This window comes from Marinomonas sp. IMCC 4694 (genome assembly GCF_008122525.1).
Classification (GTDB): Bacteria; Pseudomonadota; Gammaproteobacteria; order Pseudomonadales; family Marinomonadaceae; genus Marinomonas.
Map to the genome: position 1 here is coordinate 2723629 of NZ_VSRV01000001.1, position 21766 is coordinate 2745394.

The window sequence follows — 21766 nt, forward strand, 5'->3', positions numbered from 1 at the left end:
ATCACAACACGGACACTTTCACCGACACTTTCACCGACACTTTTACTAAACGTTCATCCATAAATCGTCCACAAAAAAAAGCACCAGATGTCGCCACCGGGTGCAAAATGTTCCAACCATTCACCTATAAAGAAGAAATATGGAACCTTGAATGATCGCCTTTAACATAAGGCTCTTGACCGCATAATGAGTTAAGAGCCTTAAAGTAACTAAAATCATCCGTTAAAGAAGAACTTAGAAACCGTAGTAAACACCAACTGCAGTTTGAGTATCAGTGTCGCTGTTTGAAGCATTTTCAAATTTACCTACTTCACCGAATACATAGACATTAGATGCCAGACTGTACGTCACACCAGCCGCGTATTCATTGTAGTCCTCAGATCCTGCAGCATCAGGATTGATGTTTTGATAAGAAGCATAAACATCGCCCGCACCGTAACCATAACGAGCCGCTAGACCGTAGATGTCTTGTGTATCTTCTGTGGTTTCGTATTTAGCCGTCACTGAGAGGCTATCCATTGGCATCACCGTTACCGCCAAACCTGTTGTAGCTTTAGGATCGGTTGATGTGTTTTCACGAGTATCGTAACCCAATGCAACAGACACGAGGTCAGTTGAATACTTAAGAACACCCATTAGAGAGGCACCGTCTTCTTCATCATCGATATTGTCTGTAGAAGTAGTATCGCCTTTTACTTGAGCAGCAACTTGGACTTCAAAACCATTCATTGATGGAGAGAAGTAAGTAATAGTATCGCCTTCAGATGTGCCATCGGCACTGGTCATGCCTAGGTATTCAAATTGATCAACAGTATCTTGAATTGCGTTGTTGTAAATGGTGTCAAAAGAACCGATTTGCACTATACCAAAGTTACCTTGCAAACCAACAAAGGCTTGATCAAGCTTTGACTCATTGTAACCCTTAGTATTGTTACTATCACGACCTTCTGTTTGATCGGCTTTAAACTCAAGCTCATATTTGAAAAAAGCCGTTAAATCGTCGCTGACTTTAGTTTCGCCTTTCACACCAATCGTAGAACCATTGTCTTCAAGATCTGTTCCAGCGTCTTTGTCTGAATAGGCAAACTGAATGTTACCGTAAACATCAACTGAAGAACCTTCTGCTGCCTGAGCAGGTAAAGAAGCGAACGCCGCGCTTGATACCGCAATAGCAATAATAGTTTTTTTCATTGTCATTTCCCTTTTGAGTGTTTGGCTTTAAAACGCTTGATGTATGCAAGCAACAGCTGAACAATTTAAACAATTCACAAGAATAGACAAGCACTCACCAGTCGCTTGCATGGAGTATTCTACTTACATGCTATCTTTGTGAAATATATGACTAAAAAAGGACTTACGCAGACAGTGAAAAATAAAATTAACTATATAAATCATAAGCTTAAATATTATAAAAGGAGAAGATAGAGTATTTTGTGCAAGACATTATCATTATTGATGCTTTTTGTGTGCAGAATTGAAAATGTCTTGTCAGTAAAAGAACAGGAGAAATAAAATCGAAATGGCCGAAACAAAGGAAAATAATTGTGAACGACTTATGCCTCTTAGATAAGGCATAAGTGTTATAATTAAAAGCTACTACCACATTAGATCATCTGGAATCTGGAAGTCCGCATACGGGTCATCCTCAACGCTCTCTACTCGATTATTACATACAAGCACATATGAACTATCACGCTCACTGATTTTGACAGCTACGGGCTCAGGTATGAGCTCATAATTGCCAGCTAGTTTTACAATAGCTAACCGCCCAGCACTCAAATCATTATGGACAGACTGACTGATATAGAGTTTTTTAACTTTTTTATCATCCGTAAAATGATAAGCAATATCGCCATCCTCTTTACGAATACGGTTTGTCTCTATCATTTGGAGAATTTGCGCCTGAGCCGCTTTCTGTTCCGCTTGCTTTTGACGCTCTAGGTTTAATAGCTTGTCTTTGTTAACCTTTTCATCTCTTTGACGCTTTAACTCAGCTTGACGATCACTATCATCAGTAGCAGCTACTTTTCCTTTTTTAACTTTTTGCTTGTGCTGTAAAGTCTCGGCTTTAAGCTTTTTAATTTTTTTCTTATCTACCAGCCCAGCCCCTAACAATTGCTCTTGCAATGACTTAACCGCCATATTCGCCCCTTCATTTACATTAAAAGTGAATAGCTATGTGCGTTCCATAAAAAAATTTAAGCATTCATATCTAACAAAAAGTATAAAAACAAAAAAAGCGACTTTGAAAGTCGCTTTTTAGCATTCACACTGCTGAGATTAATCTCAGCAACGTTTCCTTATAAAGGAGTAACGTTTTGAGCTTCTGGGCCTTTTTTGCCTTGAGCTACTTGGAATTCAACTTTTTGGCCTTCAGCCAAAGTTTTGAAGCCAGAAGTGTTGATTGCAGAGAAATGAACGAAAACGTCAGGACCTGAATCTTGAGTGATGAAACCGAAACCTTTAGTTTCGTTGAAAAATTTTACTGTACCAGTTACTACGTCAGACATGTCTGTTTATCCTGTAGGTTAAGTTAATTTATACGTATATGTAAATCATATACGTTATAGTGCTAAAAAAACTCGGTATTACTTATGACTTAACAGGACCGAACATACTAACGTACTATTCGCAACTCTGGACATAAATATTGCCAACTCTTTTAAACGAAACTGATTGTAGTCTCCTTCAAGCCACAAGGTCAATGATAGTTTTACAAAAAGAGTTAAAAACAACGAATTAAAATTCAACTGCGTCTTATCAGTTACTTTGATTTAAAGTAGACACACTTCGAGACCTTTGCATGAGCAGTCGATCTAGCCATATTGCTTGCCAAAGGTCTTTTATAAAAAATTCAATCAACGTCTTTATAGAAAACGGTCAACATCGTTAAAAATCAGTGCTCTTTGATAACGCGCTTTACCTAACCCATAGTGCAATTTCATTATCCCAAAGACATGCTCTACACGGGAACGAATACTGGAAAAATAACGGTTTTGCTTTTCTTGATCCTCGTTAAGAGGTCTATTACGATAAGCTCGATGGGTAATGCATTCTTTGACCTTTTTTTGCTTCAATAACCTGCTGTGCTGGGCACTTTTGTACGCACTGTCTGCATACACTTCCCGCTCATGACCAGTGAGTATCGATTCAAATGGAATCGAATCGTGAACATTGCCTGCCGTGAGCATGGCTTCTTTGACAAAACCATCCTCATCCACATTTGTATGGGCCTTAAAACCATAGGTGGTTTTACGTTTTCCATCGCTGCTTTGCTTAACGCTATAGCCTGCTTCTGGGTCTTGCGTGTTTTTACCCTCAGCATTCTTACGAGGACGAGCATTCTTCGCTTCTATCACGCTGGCATCTATGATGCTTATCTCACCTTGTTTGATGATCAGACTTTGTTCGGCTAACTGGGCATTGATCTCGGTCATCGCTGCGTCTAGTAATCCGTTTTTCTCTAGCAGATTACGGAAACGCCAAATTGTACTGTGGTCGGGAACGCCTTGATCTAGGCCGACACCGACAAACCGGCGAAATAATAAGTCGCGAGCCAATGCTTTTTCCAGCGCTGGGTCACTTAGGTTGTGCCATGATTGCAATAACAAAGCTTTAAACATCATCAACGGAGGCCAAGCGCGTTCACCTTTTGTACGGTTGTGAATGTCACAGAATAATCGCTCAAGGCACGACCAATTCAACAAGTCATGAATCTCGTCAAATTCTTCAATAAACCGATTCGATGCTTGCAGCGCATCGGCAAAGCTCTGTTGTTTTAACTCTTTCCACGCCATTTTTTGATTGCTCTTCTTTGCTTTTGGTTATTATCTCATAGGATCGAAGGGGATGATTCGTGCAAAGGTCTCGTATAGTTACTTTCGAAAGGCTTTACAGCACCAACCCCCCATCCCGAATATTTTTATACATAGTATTTGCACTTTTTTACGATTTAAACTTGTAATTGATCTTTTTTTGACCTAAATTAAACACAGACAGAGAGCAAACGGACTTGCTTTAGCCTTCAGGACGGAGGCTCTGTCGCTTCTCAGGATGACTACGTTGCTGCATGGACGCAGCGGAAAAATTTTTATCTAGTATTCCCAACTCTCTCTAGAATCCACAACGCTTTTCACTCCCTATCAAAGCTCATACAATCTAAGTTTTTTCTGTACTTTCTTGAATCGTTTGCTCAAAGCATCCTACGTTGCCTGCACCTGCCGTGTAATGCCAAAGTAAGGGGGTTAAAGCACTTTTTGTAATTCTTTTCGCTTTTGAACCGGTGTTACATAATCACTCGTCGACTTCGGCGTTTGTAGTTGTAAAGTCCAATATATCGATCAACAAGAACCGATTTTTGATTAATAAAGCTTAAACTGTACAAAAACAGCATTACCCCAACAGTTACCTCGACGATTCATACTTTGTAGGAAGTACTTCTTAGAACAGCTTAGCACTCGACTGCACACCCTATCTAAATGGAACATGAGCCCTTGCGTGCTCGGCCGATGTTTTTCAATGGCATTCGCTCCTACTTTTTACCAGCTGAACATCTGGCGTTCTTAAGAGTGGATGGCGAACGATTTCGCGGTTGGCTAAATCCATCCGTGTCGTTAAAACACCCGATCTTGATGTAAATCGCTATTAACACTTGCATTCGAACTTTTTTTGACCTAAATTAATCACAGACAGAGAGCAAACGGATTTGCTTTAGCCTTCAGGACGGAGGCTCTGTCGCTTCTCAGGATGATCCCGTTGCTGCATGGACGCAGCGGAAAATTTTTATTTAGCCTTCTCAACTTACTCACCACCAGACCTGACAACGCTGTAGTCTTACCTTCGTTGGCTGTCATTCTATTTTTTGCCTAAGTTTTGTTTGATTAAGCCGCCTTTAGCTGCTCTTCTTTTGCCATCTTTACATGACCTATTTCAAGTCTATCTGGATTCAGACAGCCTGCTCTGCCTGCGACAGCGTCGGCTTCAAGGCAGGCGCAAGTAAAAGGCAGAACAGAATATTCTTTGAGTCACTCATTACCGGTAAATTTCCGGCATAAAAAAACCACAGAGCGCTGGCTGTATGGGGCTTCTCGTATTTAAAGCTTGAGATGATCTGCCTATAAGGCGTCAACTACCTTGTCCGGTTCCCGTCAATTAACTTGGCCGATTCTGAGCGTTAGATTTTAGAGCGTGTTTCTTTCGGTAACTTTCCCCTTCTATTTGATAAATATCGGCATGGTGGACTAATCTATCAATTGCTGCGACCGTCATCATGTTATCCCCGAAGATGCTGTCCTACTCATTAAACGCCTGATTTGTCGTAATCAATAAGCTTCCTCTTTCATATCGATGCGCAATTAACTCGAACAAGACTTGGCTTCCGAGCATCTTGCAAAACTAATAGCCAACCCATTTGTGGATAACTTATCGCCCTTTTAGAGGCTGTTTTTTTACTCAGTTAAGCATGTGTTTCTATGCATTTTCTATTTTGACTAGGTCGTCATCGCTTTTCTCTCTTTTTTGATCGTAGCGGCTCGTTCTGTGACCACCCCAGAAGCACAATATCCTCGATACATGACTTATCTTTCTGCGATTTATTGCCGCAGTCGAAGCAGTTGATCGACACCCAGTACTAAAATGCCAAACATCAGGTGACTCATGACTTTTACCTCACCACGTACCCAGATGTGTCGACCTCCGAACTCGTCCTTGAGTCGGCCATTGGCTCGTTCTGCGCCCGAACGTTCCCGATAACGCACCGTATCGGCGGGTTCAAATTCTTCTTTCTCGCCCCCTCTTGATGTAAATCGCTATTAACACTTGCATTCGAGTTTTTTTTGGCCTAAATTAAACGCAGACAGAGAGCAAATGGATTTGCTTTAGCCTTCAGGACGGAGGCTCTGTCGCTTCTCAGGATGACCCCGTTGCTGCATGGACGCAGCGGAAAAAATTTTATTTAGCCTTCCCAACTCGCTCACCAGACGTCATAATGCTTTATTCTTACCATAATTGGCTGTCATTCTATTTTTCGCCTTAGTTTTGTTTGATTAAGCCGCCTTTAGTTGCTCTTCTTTTGCCATCTTTACATGACCTATTTCAAGTCTATTTGGATTCAGACAGACTGCTCTGCCTGCGACAGCGTCGGCTTCAAGGCATGAGACAGGCGCAGAGCAAGACGCTGTGCACATGCATTACCCTTTGTATTCTGAGTTTTGAGTTTTGAGTTTTGAGTTTTGAGTTTTGAGTTTTGAGTTTTGAGTTTTGAGTTTTGAGTTTTGAGTTTTGAGTGGTCAGTATCAAGCCGTCATGACTAAATCGCAGGCATAAAAAAACCCCACACAGCATTGGCTGTATGGTAAGCGTCACTGTATCAGCCTCTAGTTTTCACATTTAACTCCAACCACACTGTGTTTCGTCCCAATCAACGACGGAGCAAATAACATGAATACAAACACAACATTAAACCAAGCTTGGGCCGCGCGTATCGAAAAATGGCGGTTGTCAGGTCTTCCCGCTAAAGTCTTCTGTGAACAAGAAGGGCTGGTGTATCACCAGTTTGGCTATTGGCGGCAGAAATTTGCTTCTGCAAATGATGCACCACACGAATCAAAATTGGTGTCGGTAGCCCTGGTGACGCCTTCTCACCAGACTAATGAGCTGGAAATTCTACTCCCCAATGGGGTGGTGATCCGTGGTATTGATGGGAGTAATCTCGCCTTGGTGACCAGCCTAGTGGCCGCTTTATGAAGCCGCGTTATTTACGTCCCGCTTTAAATTTGCCACAGATCTTTTTGTATCGAGACCCCGTGGATTTTCGAAAACAGGCCCATGGGTTGGCGGTGATCATTGAACAAGAGCTGGGGCACAACCCATTTTCGGGCGCGTTGTATGCTTTTACCAATCGGCATCGTAATAAAATCAAGTGCGTGATGTGGGAAGACAATGGCTTCGTGCTCTACTACAAAGGCCTTGCTGAGGAAAAGTTTAAATGGCCCAAAGCCTCAGACGAGTTGGTGTCACTCACCGGCGAACAGATTAATTGGCTGTTGGATGGCTACGATCTTGGCGTAATGAAAGGTCATAAAACCTTGCATTATGAGGCACTTAGCTGAGGATTTTCGTGGTGATTTTTGCTATGATAGCGACATGAAAATCGCCCCTAAATCTCATACCAAAAAGCCGGATTACAGTCAGCTATCGCACGCTGAACTGATGTCTTTGCTGTTGCAAAAAGACTCGGTCTTGGCGAAGAAGGATACTGACATCAAACAGCGCGATGCCTATATCGAGCGTCTTGAAGAGATCATTCGTCTGCAAAAAGTACAACGCTTCGCGGCGAAGAGTGAGAAGCAGCCGTTTCAGATCTCACTGTTTGATGAAGCCGAGTTGGAAGGTGCGATTGACGACCTGATTGATGACATCCCAGAAGACGCATTAACCCCAGAGTGGGCGCAGACTAAGAAAACCCGTCAGCGTCAACGGGGCTTCTCTGCTTCATTAAACCGAATCCGCCGAGAAATCTGCCTGAGCGACGACGAGAAAGCCGGCGCAGCAAAAACCTTTTTTACTAAGGTGAAAGAAGAGTTAGAGTTTATCCCGGCTCAGCTCAACGTGATTGAAATCTGGCAAGAAAAGGCGGTGTTTGAATTACCTTATGGTGATCAAGTGCTCGCCGCAAATCGGCCAACGCACCCGTTGGGTAAATGTGTTGCCACCACGTCATTGTTGGCGTACATCATCACCTCAAAATACGCCGACGGGTTACCTCTCTATCGTTTAGACGGCATGTTAGCGCGTCTTGGTCATGAGGTTGGCCGTAATAATATGGCCAACTGGATCATCCGACTGGATGAGGTCTTTAAACCGCTGATAAACTTGATGCGGGAGCAGCAAAACCAAAGCCATTACATCCAAGCGGATGAAACTCGTATCCAGGTGCTAAAAGAAATGGGCAAAACCGCCCAAAGTGATAAATGGATGTGGGTGACACGGGGCGGCCCTCCGGACAAACCTTCCGTGCTGTTTGAGTATGATCCGACCCGAGCGGGTCACGTACCCACACGTCTATTGAAAGGGTTTAGGGGGGTATTACAAGTGGACGGCTACAGCGGCTATGGCCAAGTTTGCCGTGATCTTGGTATCGCCCGAATCGGGTGCTGGGATCATGCGCGTCGCAAGTTTGTTGACGCCGCACGCGGTGCCGCGCCTCAAAAAGGGAAAAGCCACAAAGCCAAGCCGTCAAAAGCGGATGTGGCCATCAGTAAAATCCGTGCTCTCTATGCCATCGAAAGTAAAATAGGCAAATTGAGCGAAAAGGAAAAATACACCGTTCGCCAAGAACTGGCCCTACCTGTGCTGCAGGACCTCAAAACGTGGTTAGAAACCAACCATCCGAAGGTTCCCAAAGACTCACTGACCTTTAAAGCGATCCAATACACCCTAAACCAGTGGGAATCCTTGACCGGTTACTGTGATCATGGCTTCATCCACATCAGTAACGCCTTAGCGGAAAACGCCATCCGCCCCTTCGCTGTCGGCCGACGCAACGGGCTGTTTGCTGATTCAACGCGTGGCGCAAACGCCAGTGCCACCTGCTACTCACTGATAGAAACCGCCAAAGCCAATGGCCTTGAACCCTCAAGCTACCTCCAATACCTACTCGACCACATCGCCGACGCTAATACCCTAGACAAACTCGAAGCTCTCTTGCCATGGAATAGACCAACAGAGCGGATTGTGTTGTTTTAGGGTAAGCGTTCATTCTAGGGAGTCATTGACAGCCACTGACTCAGAGCAATGGCGATTTTAACGGGTTGTCTGCAAACAGGTGTTTCCATCGTCTTGGGGTCAGGTCGGCGGTGTCTTTTGCTGGGTGTTGGCTGACTCGTTGCAAGACATCCGTCAGGTAGACGTTAGGGTCGATGTCGTGCAGCTTGCAGGTGCTGATTAGGCTTTGGATGATGCCAACGTGTTCGGCGCCCAGTTCTGTCCAACAGAAAAGCCAGTTTTTCTTACCCATCGGGATGGGTCTTATCTCTCGCTCTAGGTGGTTAGTGTCCATGGCAACATCGGGATTTTCTAAGAAGACCATCAGTTGGCGTTTGCGCTTTAAGGTGTAGTTCAACGCTTTCATCCAGCTATCGTCTGGCAGCAGGTCGGCCCGTTGACTTTGCTCTTCGCAGAAGGCAAAAAATTGATCCACTAAAGGCTTGCTGTGTTGCGCTCGGTAGTCTTGTTTTTTCTCACCCGTCCAGCCTTTTTGTTGGATATGGCTTTCCTGTTTATATAAGGCCGCAATCAGGTTCAGCGCGTGCGTGACGGCGTCGGTTTCTTCCCTTTCAGCTTTTAGCAGCTGACGACGCATGTGCACCCAGCACTGGGCATGGGTGATGTCTGGCGATTTGGCTTCGTAGCGGCTATACGCCGCATAGCCATCGGTCAGCAAGGTGCCTTGCCAAACATGATCCAACAAGTCTTGGATGTGTTTCATGCCGCGACTTTGGGAGAAGGTAAACACCACTTCGTCTTTGTCACCATACACTGGCCAAAAATAGGCTTGTTTCATTTTGCCGGGTTTATTGCCTACCCCAGGCTGTCGGGTGACTTTGATAGGCGTTTCGTCCATGGCGAGTGTGTTGCTGTCCAGTACGCTGATGAGCTGTTCTATGACAATCGGTCGTAGCAGTTCGATCCCGCGTTTGGTGAGGTTCGTCAGCGTCGCACGGCTGAGGGTGATGCCAGCGGCACTCAGTTGTTGGTGTTGACGATAAAGCGGTAAATGATACAGGAACTTGTTGATCAGTAAGCCAACGATAAAGCTGACATCCGCGACAGAGCTGTCAAAAATCCTATCCGGCTGTGGCGCGGTAATAAGCTGTTTGCTGGCTTTGTGTTTGACCACTTGGCGCTTGGTAATCACGATTTCGTAAGCACTGGTTTTTTGTACGATGCAGCTGACTTCTTTGAAGCCCACGGCTTCGTATTCGTGCGCATTGGGGCCTTGCAGTTCGTCCGCTAGAATCACCTTTTCACGAACGGGGATGGTTTCGTCAAAACGCAGTCCGGTGAGGTTGATTTCATTGCCGTTACGAGACTTGGGGGCTTTGCCCCGAACACTGACCGACTCAGGCTTGTCCTTCTCAACGGTGGACGCGTCTTCTAAGCGGGTTAGCTCAGCTGGCATCGGACCCACGATATCGGCGAGGGCTTGTTGGTCTGGCGTGAGTAAGCCTCGACGTTCACTTTTCGGTCCGAACAACTCGCGTTTTAGTGCCCACACTTCGGCTTCGTATTGACGGATTCTAAAAGACATCGCCTCAACTTCAGCGCGCAGCTTTTCGACCTCATTCGTGTGAAGCAAATCGGTGTTTTTAAAGGGTAAAATAGGTCGATAAGTGGCGTCGTTCATGGGGTTGGATTATACCATCCAACCCTTTAAGATGCGCGTTTGTAGCGCTTAAATTGACGATATTTTTCGACTTTTATGCCCGCCAACAGATGCTGTAATTCCAGTGTGCTGAGAGCGTGTTTATCGTTTTCTGATGGCGCATAGTTGAACTGCCCCTGAGACAGTCGTTTGCACCAGATGCAGTAACCCGAGGCTTCAAAATAAAGGATTTTCATCTGCGTTTTACGGCGGTTAATGAACACAAAATACCCGATGAGTGGGCTTTCCTTGAGGTGCTGTTTGATCAGCCCTAACAAACCACAATAAGACTTACGCATATCGGTAGGTTTAGCGTAGAGCCAAATTTTAGCATTGGGATCGGGCAGGAACATCAGTCACGACTCAATCGGAGTTCAATACCATCACCTAAGCACAAGGTAATATTCCAACGTCCAGTACCTGAGAGAGCAGGCATCTGACTGAGATCGATAAAGTCTGATTGACTAGAATCTGGCGAGGTTTTCGTTCCCGAAAAATGCTGACGCCATTTGCTAAAACTGGCGTAACGCACTTGATGTTGTTTGCAGTATTGAGGGGCGGACAAGCCAGACTCGGCTTGATCATCAATGATTTGTTGCCATTCAGAAGAAGAACGACGGGTATAAGGCTTGGTCATGAGCAGGACTCCGTTATCGGTTATGAGATGAAAACGGAGCCCAGTTTAGAGTGAGAAAAGATGAGATGAAATAACGGCGTGGAATGAACGCTTACGTTTTAGGAGTGGATATAGTGACGCTTACGCTGTATGGGGCTTTTTTGTGTTTAAAGCTTGAGACGATCTGTCTCTCACATGCTTATCTGCATAAAAAAACCCCACACAGCGCTGGCTGTATGGGGCTTCTTAGTGTTTAAAGCTTGACGACGACCTACTCTCACATGGGATCTCCCACACTACCATCGGCGATGGCGCTTTTCACTTCTGAGTTCGGGATGGGATCAGGTGGTTCAACGCCTCTATGATCGTCAAGCAATTCTGTTTGCGTTTTCACGCGAATAGGATGCTTGATCTTCAACAATTCTTGTTTTGAAATAACGTAATCAAGGTTAAACCGATGTTCATCATGGTTGATGCTTTATCGTAATTCTATGTGTCTCATTCTGATGATTTGAGTTTTTTTTCTCTTCTCATCTAAAAACCACTTTGGTGTTATATGGTCAAGCCTCACGAGCAATTAGTATTGGTTAGCTCAATGCCTCACAGCACTTACACACCCAACCTATCAACGTCCTAGTCTCGAACGGCTCTTTAGGGGACTTAGGTCCCAGTGAGATCTTATCTTAAGGGAGGCTTCCCGCTTAGATGCTTTCAGCGGTTATCCCGTCCGAACATAGCTACCCGGCAATGCCACTGGCGTGACAACCGGAACACCAGAGGTTCGTCCACTCCGGTCCTCTCGTACTAGGAGCAGCTCCTCTCAAATCTCAAACGTCCACGGCAGATAGGGACCGAACTGTCTCACGACGTTCTAAACCCAGCTCGCGTACCACTTTAAATGGCGAACAGCCATACCCTTGGGACCGGCTTCAGCCCCAGGATGTGATGAGCCGACATCGAGGTGCCAAACACCGCCGTCGATGTGAACTCTTGGGCGGTATCAGCCTGTTATCCCCGGAGTACCTTTTATCCGTTGAGCGATGGCCCTTCCATACAGAACCACCGGATCACTAAGACCTACTTTCGTACCTGCTCGACGTGTCTGTCTCGCAGTTAAGCGTGCTTTTGCCTTTACACTCTATGCATGATTTCCGACCATGCTGAGCACACCTTCGTGCTCCTCCGTTACTCTTTGGGAGGAGACCGCCCCAGTCAAACTACCCACCACACAGTGTCCTCGATCCCGATAAGGGACCTGAGTTAGAACCTCAAACATACCAGGGTGGTATTTCAAGAGTGGCTCCACGGTAACTGGCGTCACCGCTTCAAAGCCTCCCACCTATCCTACACAAGTAGGTTCAAAGTTCACTGTGAAGCTATAGTAAAGGTTCACGGGGTCTTTCCGTCTAGCCGCGGATACACAGCATCTTCACTGCGATTTCAATTTCACTGAGTCTCGGGTGGAGACAGTGTGGCCATCGTTACGCCATTCGTGCAGGTCGGAACTTACCCGACAAGGAATTTCGCTACCTTAGGACCGTTATAGTTACGGCCGCCGTTTACTTGGGCTTCGATCAAGAGCTTCGCTTGCGCTAACCCCATCAATTAACCTTCAAGCACCGGGCAGGCGTCACACCCTATACGTCCACTTTCGTGTTTGCAGAGTGCTGTGTTTTTAATAAACAGTCGCAGCCACCTGGTATCTTCGACCGATCAATGCTTACGGAGCAAGTCCTTCACACTAACCGGCGTACCTTCTCCCGAAGTTACGGTACCATTTTGCCTAGTTCCTTCACCCGAGTTCTCTCAAGCGCCTTGGTATTCTCTACCTGACCACCTGTGTCGGTTTGGGGTACGGTTCCTGCATATCTGAAGCTTAGAAGTTTTTCCTGGAAGCATGGCATCAACCACTTCACCCAAAAGAGGGCTCGTCGTCAGTTCTCGGTCTTCCCACTAAAGGGGGGTGCCCGGATTTGCCTAAGCACCCAACCTACCGCCTTAAACACAGACAACCATCGCTGTGCTGGCCTAGCCTTCTCCGTCTCTCCATCGCAATATGCACGAGTACAGGAATATTAACCTGTTTCCCATCGACTACGCATTTCTGCCTCGCCTTAGGGGCCGACTCACCCTGCCCTGATTAACATGGGACAGGAAACCTTGGTCTTCCGGCGGGGGAGTTTTTCACTCCCCTTATCGTTACTCATGTCAACATTCGCACTTCTGATACCTCCAGCCTGCCTTACAGCTTGACCTTCAACGGCTTACAGAACGCTCCTCTACCATGCCCATTACTGTAAACAGCAATTAAGCATCCGTAGCTTCGGTGTACAGTTTTAGCCCCGTTATATCTTCCGCGCAGGCCGACTCGACTAGTGAGCTATTACGCTTTCTTTAAAGGATGGCTGCTTCTAAGCCAACCTCCTAGCTGTCTAAGCCTTCCCACATCGTTTCCCACTTAACTGTAACTTTGGGACCTTAGCTGACGGTCTGGGTTGTTTCCCTTTCCACAACGGACGTTAGCACCCGCTGTGTGTCTCCCGTAATTGCACTCATTGGTATTCGGAGTTTGCATGGGGTTGGTAAGTCGGGATGACCCCCTAGCCCAAACAGTGCTCTACCCCCAATGGTGAGATACGAGGCGCTACCTAAATAGCTTTCGAGGAGAACCAGCTATCTCCGAGCTTGATTAGCCTTTCACTCCTATCCACAAGTCATCCCCAGCCTTTTCAACGGATGTGGGTTCGGTCCTCCAGTTAGTGTTACCCAACCTTCAACCTGCTCATGGATAGATCGCCCGGTTTCGGGTCTATTCCCAGCAACTAAACGCCCTATTAAGACTCGGTTTCCCTACGGCTCCACTACATGCTTAACCTTGCTACTGAAAATAAGTCGTTGACCCATTATACAAAAGGTACGCAGTCACGGAACAAGTCCGCTCCCACTGCTTGTACGTACACGGTTTCAGGATCTATTTCACTCCCCTCACAGGGGTTCTTTTCGCCTTTCCCTCACGGTACTGGTTCACTATCGGTCAGTCAGGAGTATTTAGCCTTGGAGGATGGTCCCCCCATATTCAGACAGGATAACACGTGTCCCGTCCTACTCGTTTTCATGATTAAGGTGTTTTCGTATACGGGGCTATCACCCTCTACGGCGACTCTTTCCAGAGCCTTCTACTAACACCAAAACCACTTAAGGGCTAATCCCCTTTCGCTCGCCGCTACTTAGGGAATCTCGGTTGATTTCTTTTCCTCCGGGTACTTAGATGTTTCAGTTCCCCGGGTTCGCCTCCACACAGCTATGTATTCACTGTGGGATACTCTACAAGTAGAGTGGGTTTCCCCATTCGGACATCTTGGGATCACAGTCTGTTTATCGACTCCCCCAAGCTTTTCGCAGATTACCACGTCCTTCATCGCCTCTGACTGCCAAGGCATCCACCGTGCACGCTTGGTCACTTGACCATATAACCCAAAATAGTTTTCATAAAATCAAACAAGGTTTGTTCTTATGTATTTTAGAATCACATACCAAAGGGCTTTTGTACCCCTCTGGATTTACGATAATAGAAGTCACTAGGTTAAAGTGAGCTTCCACCGGTTTAACGCTTGATTTATCGTTATTTCAAAATTCGAATTGTTAAAGAGCAAGTTTAGTGCAAAGCACTAAGTCAGAGACTAAAAATCACCCAACACCGAAGGCGTAAGATGACGTAGTGTCTTGCTTAGGACTCTATCCTAATCTTTAAATAGATATCATACAGGCTGATGAATAAGACCATTCATCAAGAGTATCATCAGATAATTTGTGTGAACGCTCACCAGAGGTTTCTATCGTTTAAGGAGGTGATCCAGCCCCAGGTTCCCCTAGGGCTACCTTGTTACGACTTCACCCCAGTCATTGACCACTCCGTGGTAACCGCCATCCCCGAAGGGTTAAGCTAGCTACTTCTGGAGCAATCAACTCCCATGGTGTGACGGGCGGTGTGTACAAGGCCCGGGAACGTATTCACCGTGGCATTCTGATCCACGATTACTAGCGATTCCGACTTCATGGAGTCGAGTTGCAGACTCCAATCCGGACTACGACGTACTTTCTGGGATTCGCTCACTATCGCTAGCTCGCCGCCCTCTGTATACGCCATTGTAGCACGTGTGTAGCCCTACTCGTAAGGGCCATGATGACTTGACGTCGTCCCCACCTTCCTCCGGTTTGTCACCGGCAGTCTCCTTAAAGTTCCCACCCGAAGTGCTGGCAAATAAGGATAAGGGTTGCGCTCGTTACGGGACTTAACCCAACATTTCACAACACGAGCTGACGACAGCCATGCAGCACCTGTCTCACAGTTCCCGAAGGCACACCAAAATCTCTTTCGGCTTCTGTGGATGTCAAGAGTAGGTAAGGTTCTTCGCGTTGCGTCGAATTAAACCACATGCTCCACCGCTTGTGCGGGCCCCCGTCAATTCATTTGAGTTTTAACCTTGCGGCCGTACTCCCCAGGCGGTCTACTTATTGCGTTAGCTGCGCCACTAAGTCATTACAACCCAACGGCTAGTAGACATCGTTTACGGCGTGGACTACCAGGGTATCTAATCCTGTTTGCTCCCCACGCTTTCGCACCTCAGTGTCAGTATTAGTCCAGGGTGTCGCCTTCGCCACTGATGTTCCTTCCTATATCTACGCATTTCACCGCTACACAGGAAATTCCACACCCCTCTACCATACTCTAGCTAGCCAGTATCCGGTGCCATTCCAAGGTTGAGCCCTGGGATTTCACATCAGACTTAACAAACCACCTACGCGCGCTTTACGCCCAGTAATTCCGATTAACGCTTGCACCCTCTGTATTACCGCGGCTGCTGGCACAGAGTTAGCCGGTGCTTCTTCTGGGGCTAACGTCAAGATAAGTCGATATTAGCGACTCACCCTTCCTCACCCCTGAAAGTGCTTTACAACCCTAAGGCCTTCTTCACACACGCGGCATGGCTGGATCAGGCTTGCGCCCATTGTCCAATATTCCCCACTGCTGCCTCCCGTAGGAGTCTGGGCCGTGTCTCAGTCCCAGTGTGACTGGTCATCCTCTCAGACCAGTTAGAGATCGTCGCCTTGGTAGGCCTTTACCCTACCAACTAGCTAATCTCACGCAGGCTCATCTAATAGCGGAAGGTCACAAGTGATCCCCTCCTTTCCCCCTCAGGGCGTATGCGGTATTAGCATGCGTTTCCACATGTTGTCCCCCTCTACTAGGCAGATTCCTACGCGTTACTCACCCGTCCGCCGCTCGACGCCTGGTAGCAAGCTACCTTCGTTTCCGCTCGACTTGCATGTGTTAAGCCTGCCGCCAGCGTTCAATCTGAGCCATGATCAAACTCTTCAGTTAAAAGTTTGCTCACTCAAATCTTTACACTAACAATTTAACTTAATCAGTCCATCATCCTAAGACAACAAACCAACATAAAGCGATTGCTTGTAGACTCTCGTAAGACTTCAATTTTTTTGATCGCTCACAACCACTTAGTAAACTAAGCAACCATGTCAATCTTCTGAAGCCTCCAGCGAGCGCCCACACAAATTATCTGATTATCTATTTTAAAGAGCGTGCTGACTTGATAACCAAACCAGAACTTAATCTAGTATGTTGAACTTGGTCTTCGTTGCTCTGAAGCCTTGTCCGTGTCAGCGAGGGCGTATATTAAGGATCTACAGATTTAGTGCAACCCTTTTTTGAAGAAAAGTGCGATTAATTTGAATAAATTCATAACAACACCAACATCGTTTAAAAAACACCCAAAACACCCTTAAATAGACGTCACAAATTCGCCAAAAACAAAAAAAGACGCCGAAGCGTCTTTTTCAGACAACATAATGACTAAGTTTATTTAACCACCCACATAGCTCAACATTACGCCCGCGGCCACAGCAGAACCAATAACACCAGCAACATTTGGCCCCATCGCATGCATTAAGAGGAAGTTCTGTTTATTCGCCTCCAGACCCACTTTATTCGCTACGCGCGCCGCCATAGGCACAGCCGAAACACCTGCAGCCCCTATTAATGGATTAATTGCTTCCGTAGAAAAACGATTCATCAACTTCGCCATCAATATACCGGCAGCAGTACCTATAGAGAAGGCAACCAAACCTAAACCTAAAATACCTAGCGTTTCTAAATTCAAAAAATCTTCAGAGCTCAGTTTTGAACCAACACCCAAGCCTAAAAAGATAGTCACTATATTAATCAAAGCATTTTGTGCCGTATCACTCAAACGATCCACAACACCGCATTCACGCATTAAATTACCGAAACAGAACATCCCAAGCAATGGAGCTGCCGATGGTAAAAACATAGCAACCAAAAGAACAACGACAATTGGAAAAACGATTTTTTCTTTTTTTGTTACAGGTCGCAACTGAACCATTTTAATAGAGCGCTCTTCTTTTGACGTCAGTGCTCGCATAATAGGTGGCTGTATAAGAGGAACCAGTGCCATATAAGAATACGCAGCGACAGCTATTGCCCCTAAAAGGTCTGGCGCCAATCGACTAGCCACAAATATTGCCGTTGGACCATCAGCACCGCCAATGATACCTATTGCTGCGGCATCCGCCAAAGTAAAGTCCATAATCCCTGACGCACCCAATAGAACCGCCCCAATCACGGTTGCAAAGATACCAAATTGAGCCGCAGCGCCTAATAATAATGTTTTAGGGTTAGCTAACATGGGGCCAAAGTCGGTCATTGCACCCACCCCCATGAATATCAACAAAGGAAATAGTCCGGTCTCAATACCTCCGTGGTATATATAGTATTGCAAACCACCTGGGGACGTCATATGACCCGCCGCGTCGTACACTGGCGCCGCCATGAATCCAGCACCAGGGATATTAACTAATACCGCACCAATACCGATAGGTAAAAGCAATAGCGGCTCAAAGCCTTTTTTAATCGCTAAATAGACTAACAACAAACCCACACAGATCATAACGAACTGCCCAGGCGCTAGTTGATAAATGCCTGTATCGTGATATAAATTGAGTAACTTATGTTCCATTTTCTATGTTTTCCTAGGTTATAAAGTTAGAAGCGATTGACCCACTTGCACAGAGTCACCTTCCTTTACATTGATGGCACCAACCACACCGGACTTAGGCGCAGAAATCTCTGTTTCCATTTTCATCGCTTCCAAAATAATCACCGTATCACCTTCTTCAACTTGCTGACCTGGCGACACCAGCACTTTGAAAATATTACCTGCTAAAGGCGAAGGAACCTCCTCGCCCGAGGATTGAACACTAGCCGCAGATTCTTGGGTTGGCGCACCGGAAGCTGCAGCAACAGGATGAATGTTTGTAACATCACCACCCTCTGACACCTGAACGACATAACTTTGCCCGGACACCGATACGGTATAAACACTCGCCTCACCTGAAACCGCCTTATTTGCTGGTAACTGGCTATCTGTCATACCATCCTGCCCAGGAACTGGCTCAAAAGCACTCGCATCGCCACGATTCTGTAAGAATTTAAGACCTATTTGAGGAAACAAGGCATACGTTAACACGTCATCAATTTGATCATCCGCTAACTGAATGCTTTTTTCTTTAGACAGACCGAGTAACTCTTCCGTCAACTTACTCATTTCTGGTGACAACAAATCAGCGGGGCGACAAGTAATAGCTTTTGCTCCCTCAAGCACCCGAGCCTGCAGTTCTTTATTAAATTCTGCTGGAGCGGCACCGTATTCACCTTTTAATATGCCTGCGGTTTCTTTTGAAATGGATTTATATCGCTCACCGGTCAACACATTTAACACCGCTTGCGTCCCAACAATTTGCGATGTAGGCGTTACAAGAGGAATCATACCCAAATCTTCACGAACCTTAGGGATCTCCTTGAGAACCTCATCGAATTTATCAGCAGCACCCTGCTCTCTTAACTGACTTTCCATGTTCGTCAACATACCGCCAGGCACTTGAGCAATCAAAATACGGGAATCCGTACCACGAAGGGAGCCTTCAAATTTTGCATACTTCTTTCTAACGTCACGAAAATAAGCCGCAATATCTTCTAATAACTCTAAATCTAAACCGGTGTCACGATCTGTACCCTGCAATGCAGCCACAACTGACTCTGTCGCTGTATGCCCGTATGTCATTGACATAGAGGAAATAGCTGTATCAACACGATCAACGCCTGCCTCAATCGCTTTAAGTATCGTCATATCCGACAAACCCGACGTAGCATGTGCATGCAATTGCACCTCCAGCTGAGTCTGAGCTTTCAACAAACTAACTAACTCAAAGGCATCGTATGGTGTCAAAATGCCAGACATATCCTTAATAGCGATGGAGTCCGCCCCCATATCTTCTAGCGTCTTGGCGTAATCCACCCAATTTTGAGTCGTATGCACTCGGCTTTTGGTGTATGAAAGCGTACCTTGCGCATGCTTACCTTGCTGTTTGACGGCTTTAATCGCTGTTTCGAGGTTACGCGGGTCGTTCATCGCATCAAAGATACGAAAGACATCAACGCCATTAAAAGCAGCACGCTCAACAAACTTGGTCACCACATCGTCAGCGTAATGACGATAACCCAGTAAGTTTTGACCGCGCAACAACATCTGCTGAGGCGTCTTAGGCATCGCTTTTTTCAACTCTCGAATACGCTCCCAAGGGTCTTCACCAATAAAACGAATGCAAGCATCAAATGTAGCGCCACCCCAAGACTCAAGTGACCAAAAGCCAACCTGGTCCAGCTTTTCTGCAATAGGTAGCATATCGTCAATGCGCATACGAGTTGCAAACAAAGATTGGTGAGCGTCACGTAAAACGACATCAGTAATGCCAAGAGGTTGCTTAGTAGTTGTCATGTTCCAGCCTCGGAAAATTGGAAGATTAGTTTGAAAAGATTAGGATTTTTTATTATTTCTGTGCTGATGAATAGCCGCTGTAATGACCGCCGTCATATGGGCGTCAACAATGGCAACAGAAGCTGGGGACGCCTTAACTGAAGTTGATTTTGTCGCCGCAGGCACCGACACTTCAGGAAAAAAATGATTTAGTAACTTCGACATATAGCCCGTCGCAAAAATCAATATGGCCAAAAATAGGAAGACAAAACCCATTCCTAAAATCATCAAGCCTATACCATCTTCAAGTAATCCATTCATCGTGTTAGCACCTTTTTCATCTTGCCTTGTGTGTGATGTTCTAATGTGATCAGATGCACACCCAATAGCACTGTTTAATTTAGATAGTTAGTTTTTATCACAAACCAGAACAGTTTCATATTTTTTTTACATAACAGTTAGACTTATTTCGTGAACAATTCATACATAACACATTCAAATATCAACCACCCAACACCCAACATCACCATAAAAAAAGACGCCTTAGTATTGGCTGTTGCCCCCATGGAAGGCGTTATGGACCACACGATGAGAAACCTACTATCAAAAATTGGCGGCATGGATTATCTTGTTTCCGAATTCGTGCGCGTTACTCAATACCCTATTCCCGCATCCAGCTTCCGTCGTATGATCCCAGAAAATCAACACCAAGCCAGCACTCAGAACCACCACCCAGTGCGGACACAACTACTAGGCAGCAATCCTGATCTTATGGCACAAAGCGCACTAAATGCGGTTGAATCTGGCGCACACCACATAGACGTTAATTTTGGCTGCCCAGCAAAGCGCGTTAATGGGCACGGAGGAGGATCGGTTTTACTGCAAACGCCGGACGCCCTATACGATATTATGCATGCCATAAGAAAGACACTACCCTCAGACATTCCAATTTCAGCTAAAATACGGTTGGGATACGAAGATGAAAACTTACTGTTCGACAATGTTGCCGCGATCGAAGCTGCTGGAACACAACTTCTCACCATTCATGGCCGAACAAAAAAAGACGGCTACAAGCCACCCGCTAGATGGGAAAAAATCGGAGCCATTCAACAGGCAACTAAAATGATTGTGGTTGCTAATGGCGACATCACAGATTCAGCATCACTACTACGCTGTCGGTCCATTTCAGGGTGTCAGCATTTTATGATCGGTCGAGGGTCACTCAACAACCCTTTTGTTTTCCAGCAGATTCGCGATACCTTAGACGGAAAAAAAAGCCACATAACAGCAGCGTCACTCACTCCTCTCTTTATAAGCTACACAGAAGAACTTAAGCAACATTACGATGAAGTAATGACATTAGGCCGATTAAAACAATGGTGCGGACATTTGCGATTTGGTTTTAGTGAGATAAAAGACGAACTTCAAACATTACGGCGCTGCAACAGCACAAAAGAATTAACACATGTTTTTGAAAGGATATCACAGCAGTAAAAGAGGGGTGATCAAATAATAAAACAAGAAGTGGTGCACCAGAGAGGATTCGAACCTCTGACCGCTCGGTTCGTAGCCGAGTACTCTATCCAGCTGAGCTACTGGTGCATATATTAGGCTCTGAAACAAAATTCGGAATCATATTACTTTAGATGGTGCACCAGAGAGGATTCGAACCTCTGACCGCTCGGTTCGTAGCCGAGTACTCTATCCAGCTGAGCTACTGGTGCAATATAACAACTTACAAAAAAGTCATGAACTTAACATATTAAAATGGTGCACCAGAGAGGATTCGAACCTCTGACCGCTCGGTTCGTAGCCGAGTACTCTATCCAGCTGAGCTACTGGTGCATAACCATCAATTGTTTTTCTTGCTCAGAC

General features: G+C 45.8%; 14 protein-coding genes, 3 tRNA genes, 3 rRNA genes and 2 pseudogenes. 4 read left to right on the forward strand and 18 right to left on the reverse strand.

Features of this window, described 5'->3' with window-relative positions; translation table 11 throughout:
* Positions 1 to 234 precede the first annotated feature (234 nt).
* The 6 genes and pseudogenes from FXV75_RS12340 to FXV75_RS12365 all read right to left on the reverse strand — a co-directional run.
* Positions 235 to 1191, reverse strand: coding sequence for a porin (locus tag FXV75_RS12340; protein ID WP_148833815.1), 957 nt, complete (start codon positions 1189 to 1191; stop codon positions 235 to 237).
* 405 nt (positions 1192 to 1596) lie between these two features.
* On the reverse strand, positions 1597 to 2142 hold the full coding sequence (locus tag FXV75_RS12345; protein ID WP_148833817.1) for a DUF2058 domain-containing protein: 546 nt from the start codon (positions 2140 to 2142) through the stop codon (positions 1597 to 1599).
* 158 nt (positions 2143 to 2300) lie between these two features.
* The gene (locus tag FXV75_RS12350) at positions 2301 to 2510 is read right to left on the reverse strand and encodes a cold-shock protein (protein ID WP_024024079.1); all 210 of its coding nucleotides are present in this window, start codon (positions 2508 to 2510) and stop codon (positions 2301 to 2303) included.
* 357 nt (positions 2511 to 2867) lie between these two features.
* Positions 2868 to 3797, reverse strand: coding sequence for an IS5 family transposase (locus tag FXV75_RS12355; RefSeq protein WP_148833819.1), 930 nt, complete (start codon positions 3795 to 3797; stop codon positions 2868 to 2870).
* Positions 3798 to 5151: 1354 nt separating this feature from the next.
* A pseudogene (locus FXV75_RS16445) lies at positions 5152 to 5376 on the reverse strand (ATP-binding protein); the annotation flags it as partial.
* A 215-nt stretch (positions 5377 to 5591) separates the two neighbouring features.
* Positions 5592 to 5795, reverse strand: a pseudogene (locus tag FXV75_RS12365) (IS5/IS1182 family transposase); the annotation flags it as partial.
* Between the two features lie 643 nt (positions 5796 to 6438).
* Here FXV75_RS12365 and tnpA (FXV75_RS12370) point away from each other — a divergent pair.
* From tnpA (FXV75_RS12370) to tnpC (FXV75_RS12380), 3 genes are read left to right on the forward strand one after another with little or no spacing between them, the layout of a single operon-like run.
* Entirely contained in the window at positions 6439 to 6744 is a 306-nt protein-coding gene (gene tnpA / locus FXV75_RS12370; RefSeq protein WP_148833821.1) for an IS66 family insertion sequence element accessory protein TnpA, read from the forward strand.
* Positions 6741 to 7109, forward strand: a complete 369-nt coding sequence (gene tnpB, locus FXV75_RS12375) for an IS66 family insertion sequence element accessory protein TnpB (RefSeq protein ID WP_148830799.1) — start codon at positions 6741 to 6743, stop codon at positions 7107 to 7109. The genes tnpA (FXV75_RS12370) and tnpB (FXV75_RS12375) overlap by 4 nt, the downstream gene beginning before the upstream one ends.
* A gap of 34 nt (positions 7110 to 7143) precedes the next feature.
* Entirely contained in the window at positions 7144 to 8745 is a 1602-nt protein-coding gene (gene tnpC / locus FXV75_RS12380) for an IS66 family transposase (protein WP_148833823.1), read from the forward strand.
* A 40-nt stretch (positions 8746 to 8785) separates the two neighbouring features.
* Here tnpC (FXV75_RS12380) and tnpC (FXV75_RS12385) read toward each other — a convergent pair whose 3' ends face one another.
* The 9 genes from tnpC (FXV75_RS12385) to FXV75_RS12425 form a co-directional block, all read right to left on the reverse strand.
* The gene (gene tnpC / locus FXV75_RS12385) at positions 8786 to 10405 is read right to left on the reverse strand and encodes an IS66 family transposase (protein ID WP_222863082.1); all 1620 of its coding nucleotides are present in this window, start codon (positions 10403 to 10405) and stop codon (positions 8786 to 8788) included.
* A 26-nt stretch (positions 10406 to 10431) separates the two neighbouring features.
* Complete coding sequence (gene tnpB / locus FXV75_RS12390; protein ID WP_148831032.1) at positions 10432 to 10776, reverse strand: IS66 family insertion sequence element accessory protein TnpB; 345 nt, start codon at positions 10774 to 10776, stop codon at positions 10432 to 10434.
* A complete protein-coding gene (tnpA, locus tag FXV75_RS12395; protein WP_148831031.1) occupies positions 10776 to 11060 on the reverse strand; it encodes an IS66 family insertion sequence element accessory protein TnpA in 285 nt (94 codons plus the stop codon). Before tnpA (FXV75_RS12395) ends, tnpB (FXV75_RS12390) begins: the two co-directional genes overlap by 1 nt.
* Before the next feature lie 237 nt (positions 11061 to 11297).
* Positions 11298 to 11412, reverse strand: a 5S ribosomal RNA gene (rrf, locus tag FXV75_RS12400).
* 183 nt (positions 11413 to 11595) lie between these two features.
* Positions 11596 to 14506 (reverse strand): 23S ribosomal RNA (locus FXV75_RS12405).
* 374 nt (positions 14507 to 14880) lie between these two features.
* Positions 14881 to 16422: ribosomal RNA gene (locus FXV75_RS12410) — 16S ribosomal RNA — on the reverse strand.
* The 16S, 23S and 5S rRNA genes sit together here, the layout of an rRNA operon.
* 499 nt (positions 16423 to 16921) lie before the next feature.
* Positions 16922 to 18094, reverse strand: a complete 1173-nt coding sequence (locus tag FXV75_RS12415) for a sodium ion-translocating decarboxylase subunit beta (protein ID WP_148833825.1) — start codon at positions 18092 to 18094, stop codon at positions 16922 to 16924.
* Positions 18095 to 18112: 18 nt separating this feature from the next.
* The gene (oadA, locus tag FXV75_RS12420) at positions 18113 to 19912 is read right to left on the reverse strand and encodes a sodium-extruding oxaloacetate decarboxylase subunit alpha (protein WP_148833827.1); all 1800 of its coding nucleotides are present in this window, start codon (positions 19910 to 19912) and stop codon (positions 18113 to 18115) included.
* A gap of 39 nt (positions 19913 to 19951) precedes the next feature.
* Positions 19952 to 20212: an OadG family protein gene (locus FXV75_RS12425; protein WP_148833829.1), complete on the reverse strand. Its 261-nt coding sequence runs from the start codon at positions 20210 to 20212 to the stop codon at positions 19952 to 19954.
* 150 nt (positions 20213 to 20362) lie between these two features.
* On the opposite strand from FXV75_RS12425, the gene FXV75_RS12430 reads away from it, so the two are divergent.
* Entirely contained in the window at positions 20363 to 21385 is a 1023-nt protein-coding gene (locus FXV75_RS12430) for a tRNA dihydrouridine synthase (RefSeq protein ID WP_262368547.1), read from the forward strand.
* Between the two features lie 31 nt (positions 21386 to 21416).
* Here the strand turns inward: FXV75_RS12430 and FXV75_RS12435 are convergent.
* The 3 genes from FXV75_RS12435 to FXV75_RS12445 all read right to left on the reverse strand — a co-directional run bounded on the left by FXV75_RS12435 (position 21417) and on the right by FXV75_RS12445 (position 21736).
* Positions 21417 to 21493: transfer RNA gene (locus tag FXV75_RS12435), tRNA-Arg, on the reverse strand.
* Between the two features lie 45 nt (positions 21494 to 21538).
* Positions 21539 to 21615: transfer RNA gene (locus FXV75_RS12440), tRNA-Arg, on the reverse strand.
* A gap of 44 nt (positions 21616 to 21659) precedes the next feature.
* Positions 21660 to 21736 (reverse strand) — tRNA-Arg (locus FXV75_RS12445).
* Between the last annotated feature and the right edge of the window lie 30 nt (positions 21737 to 21766).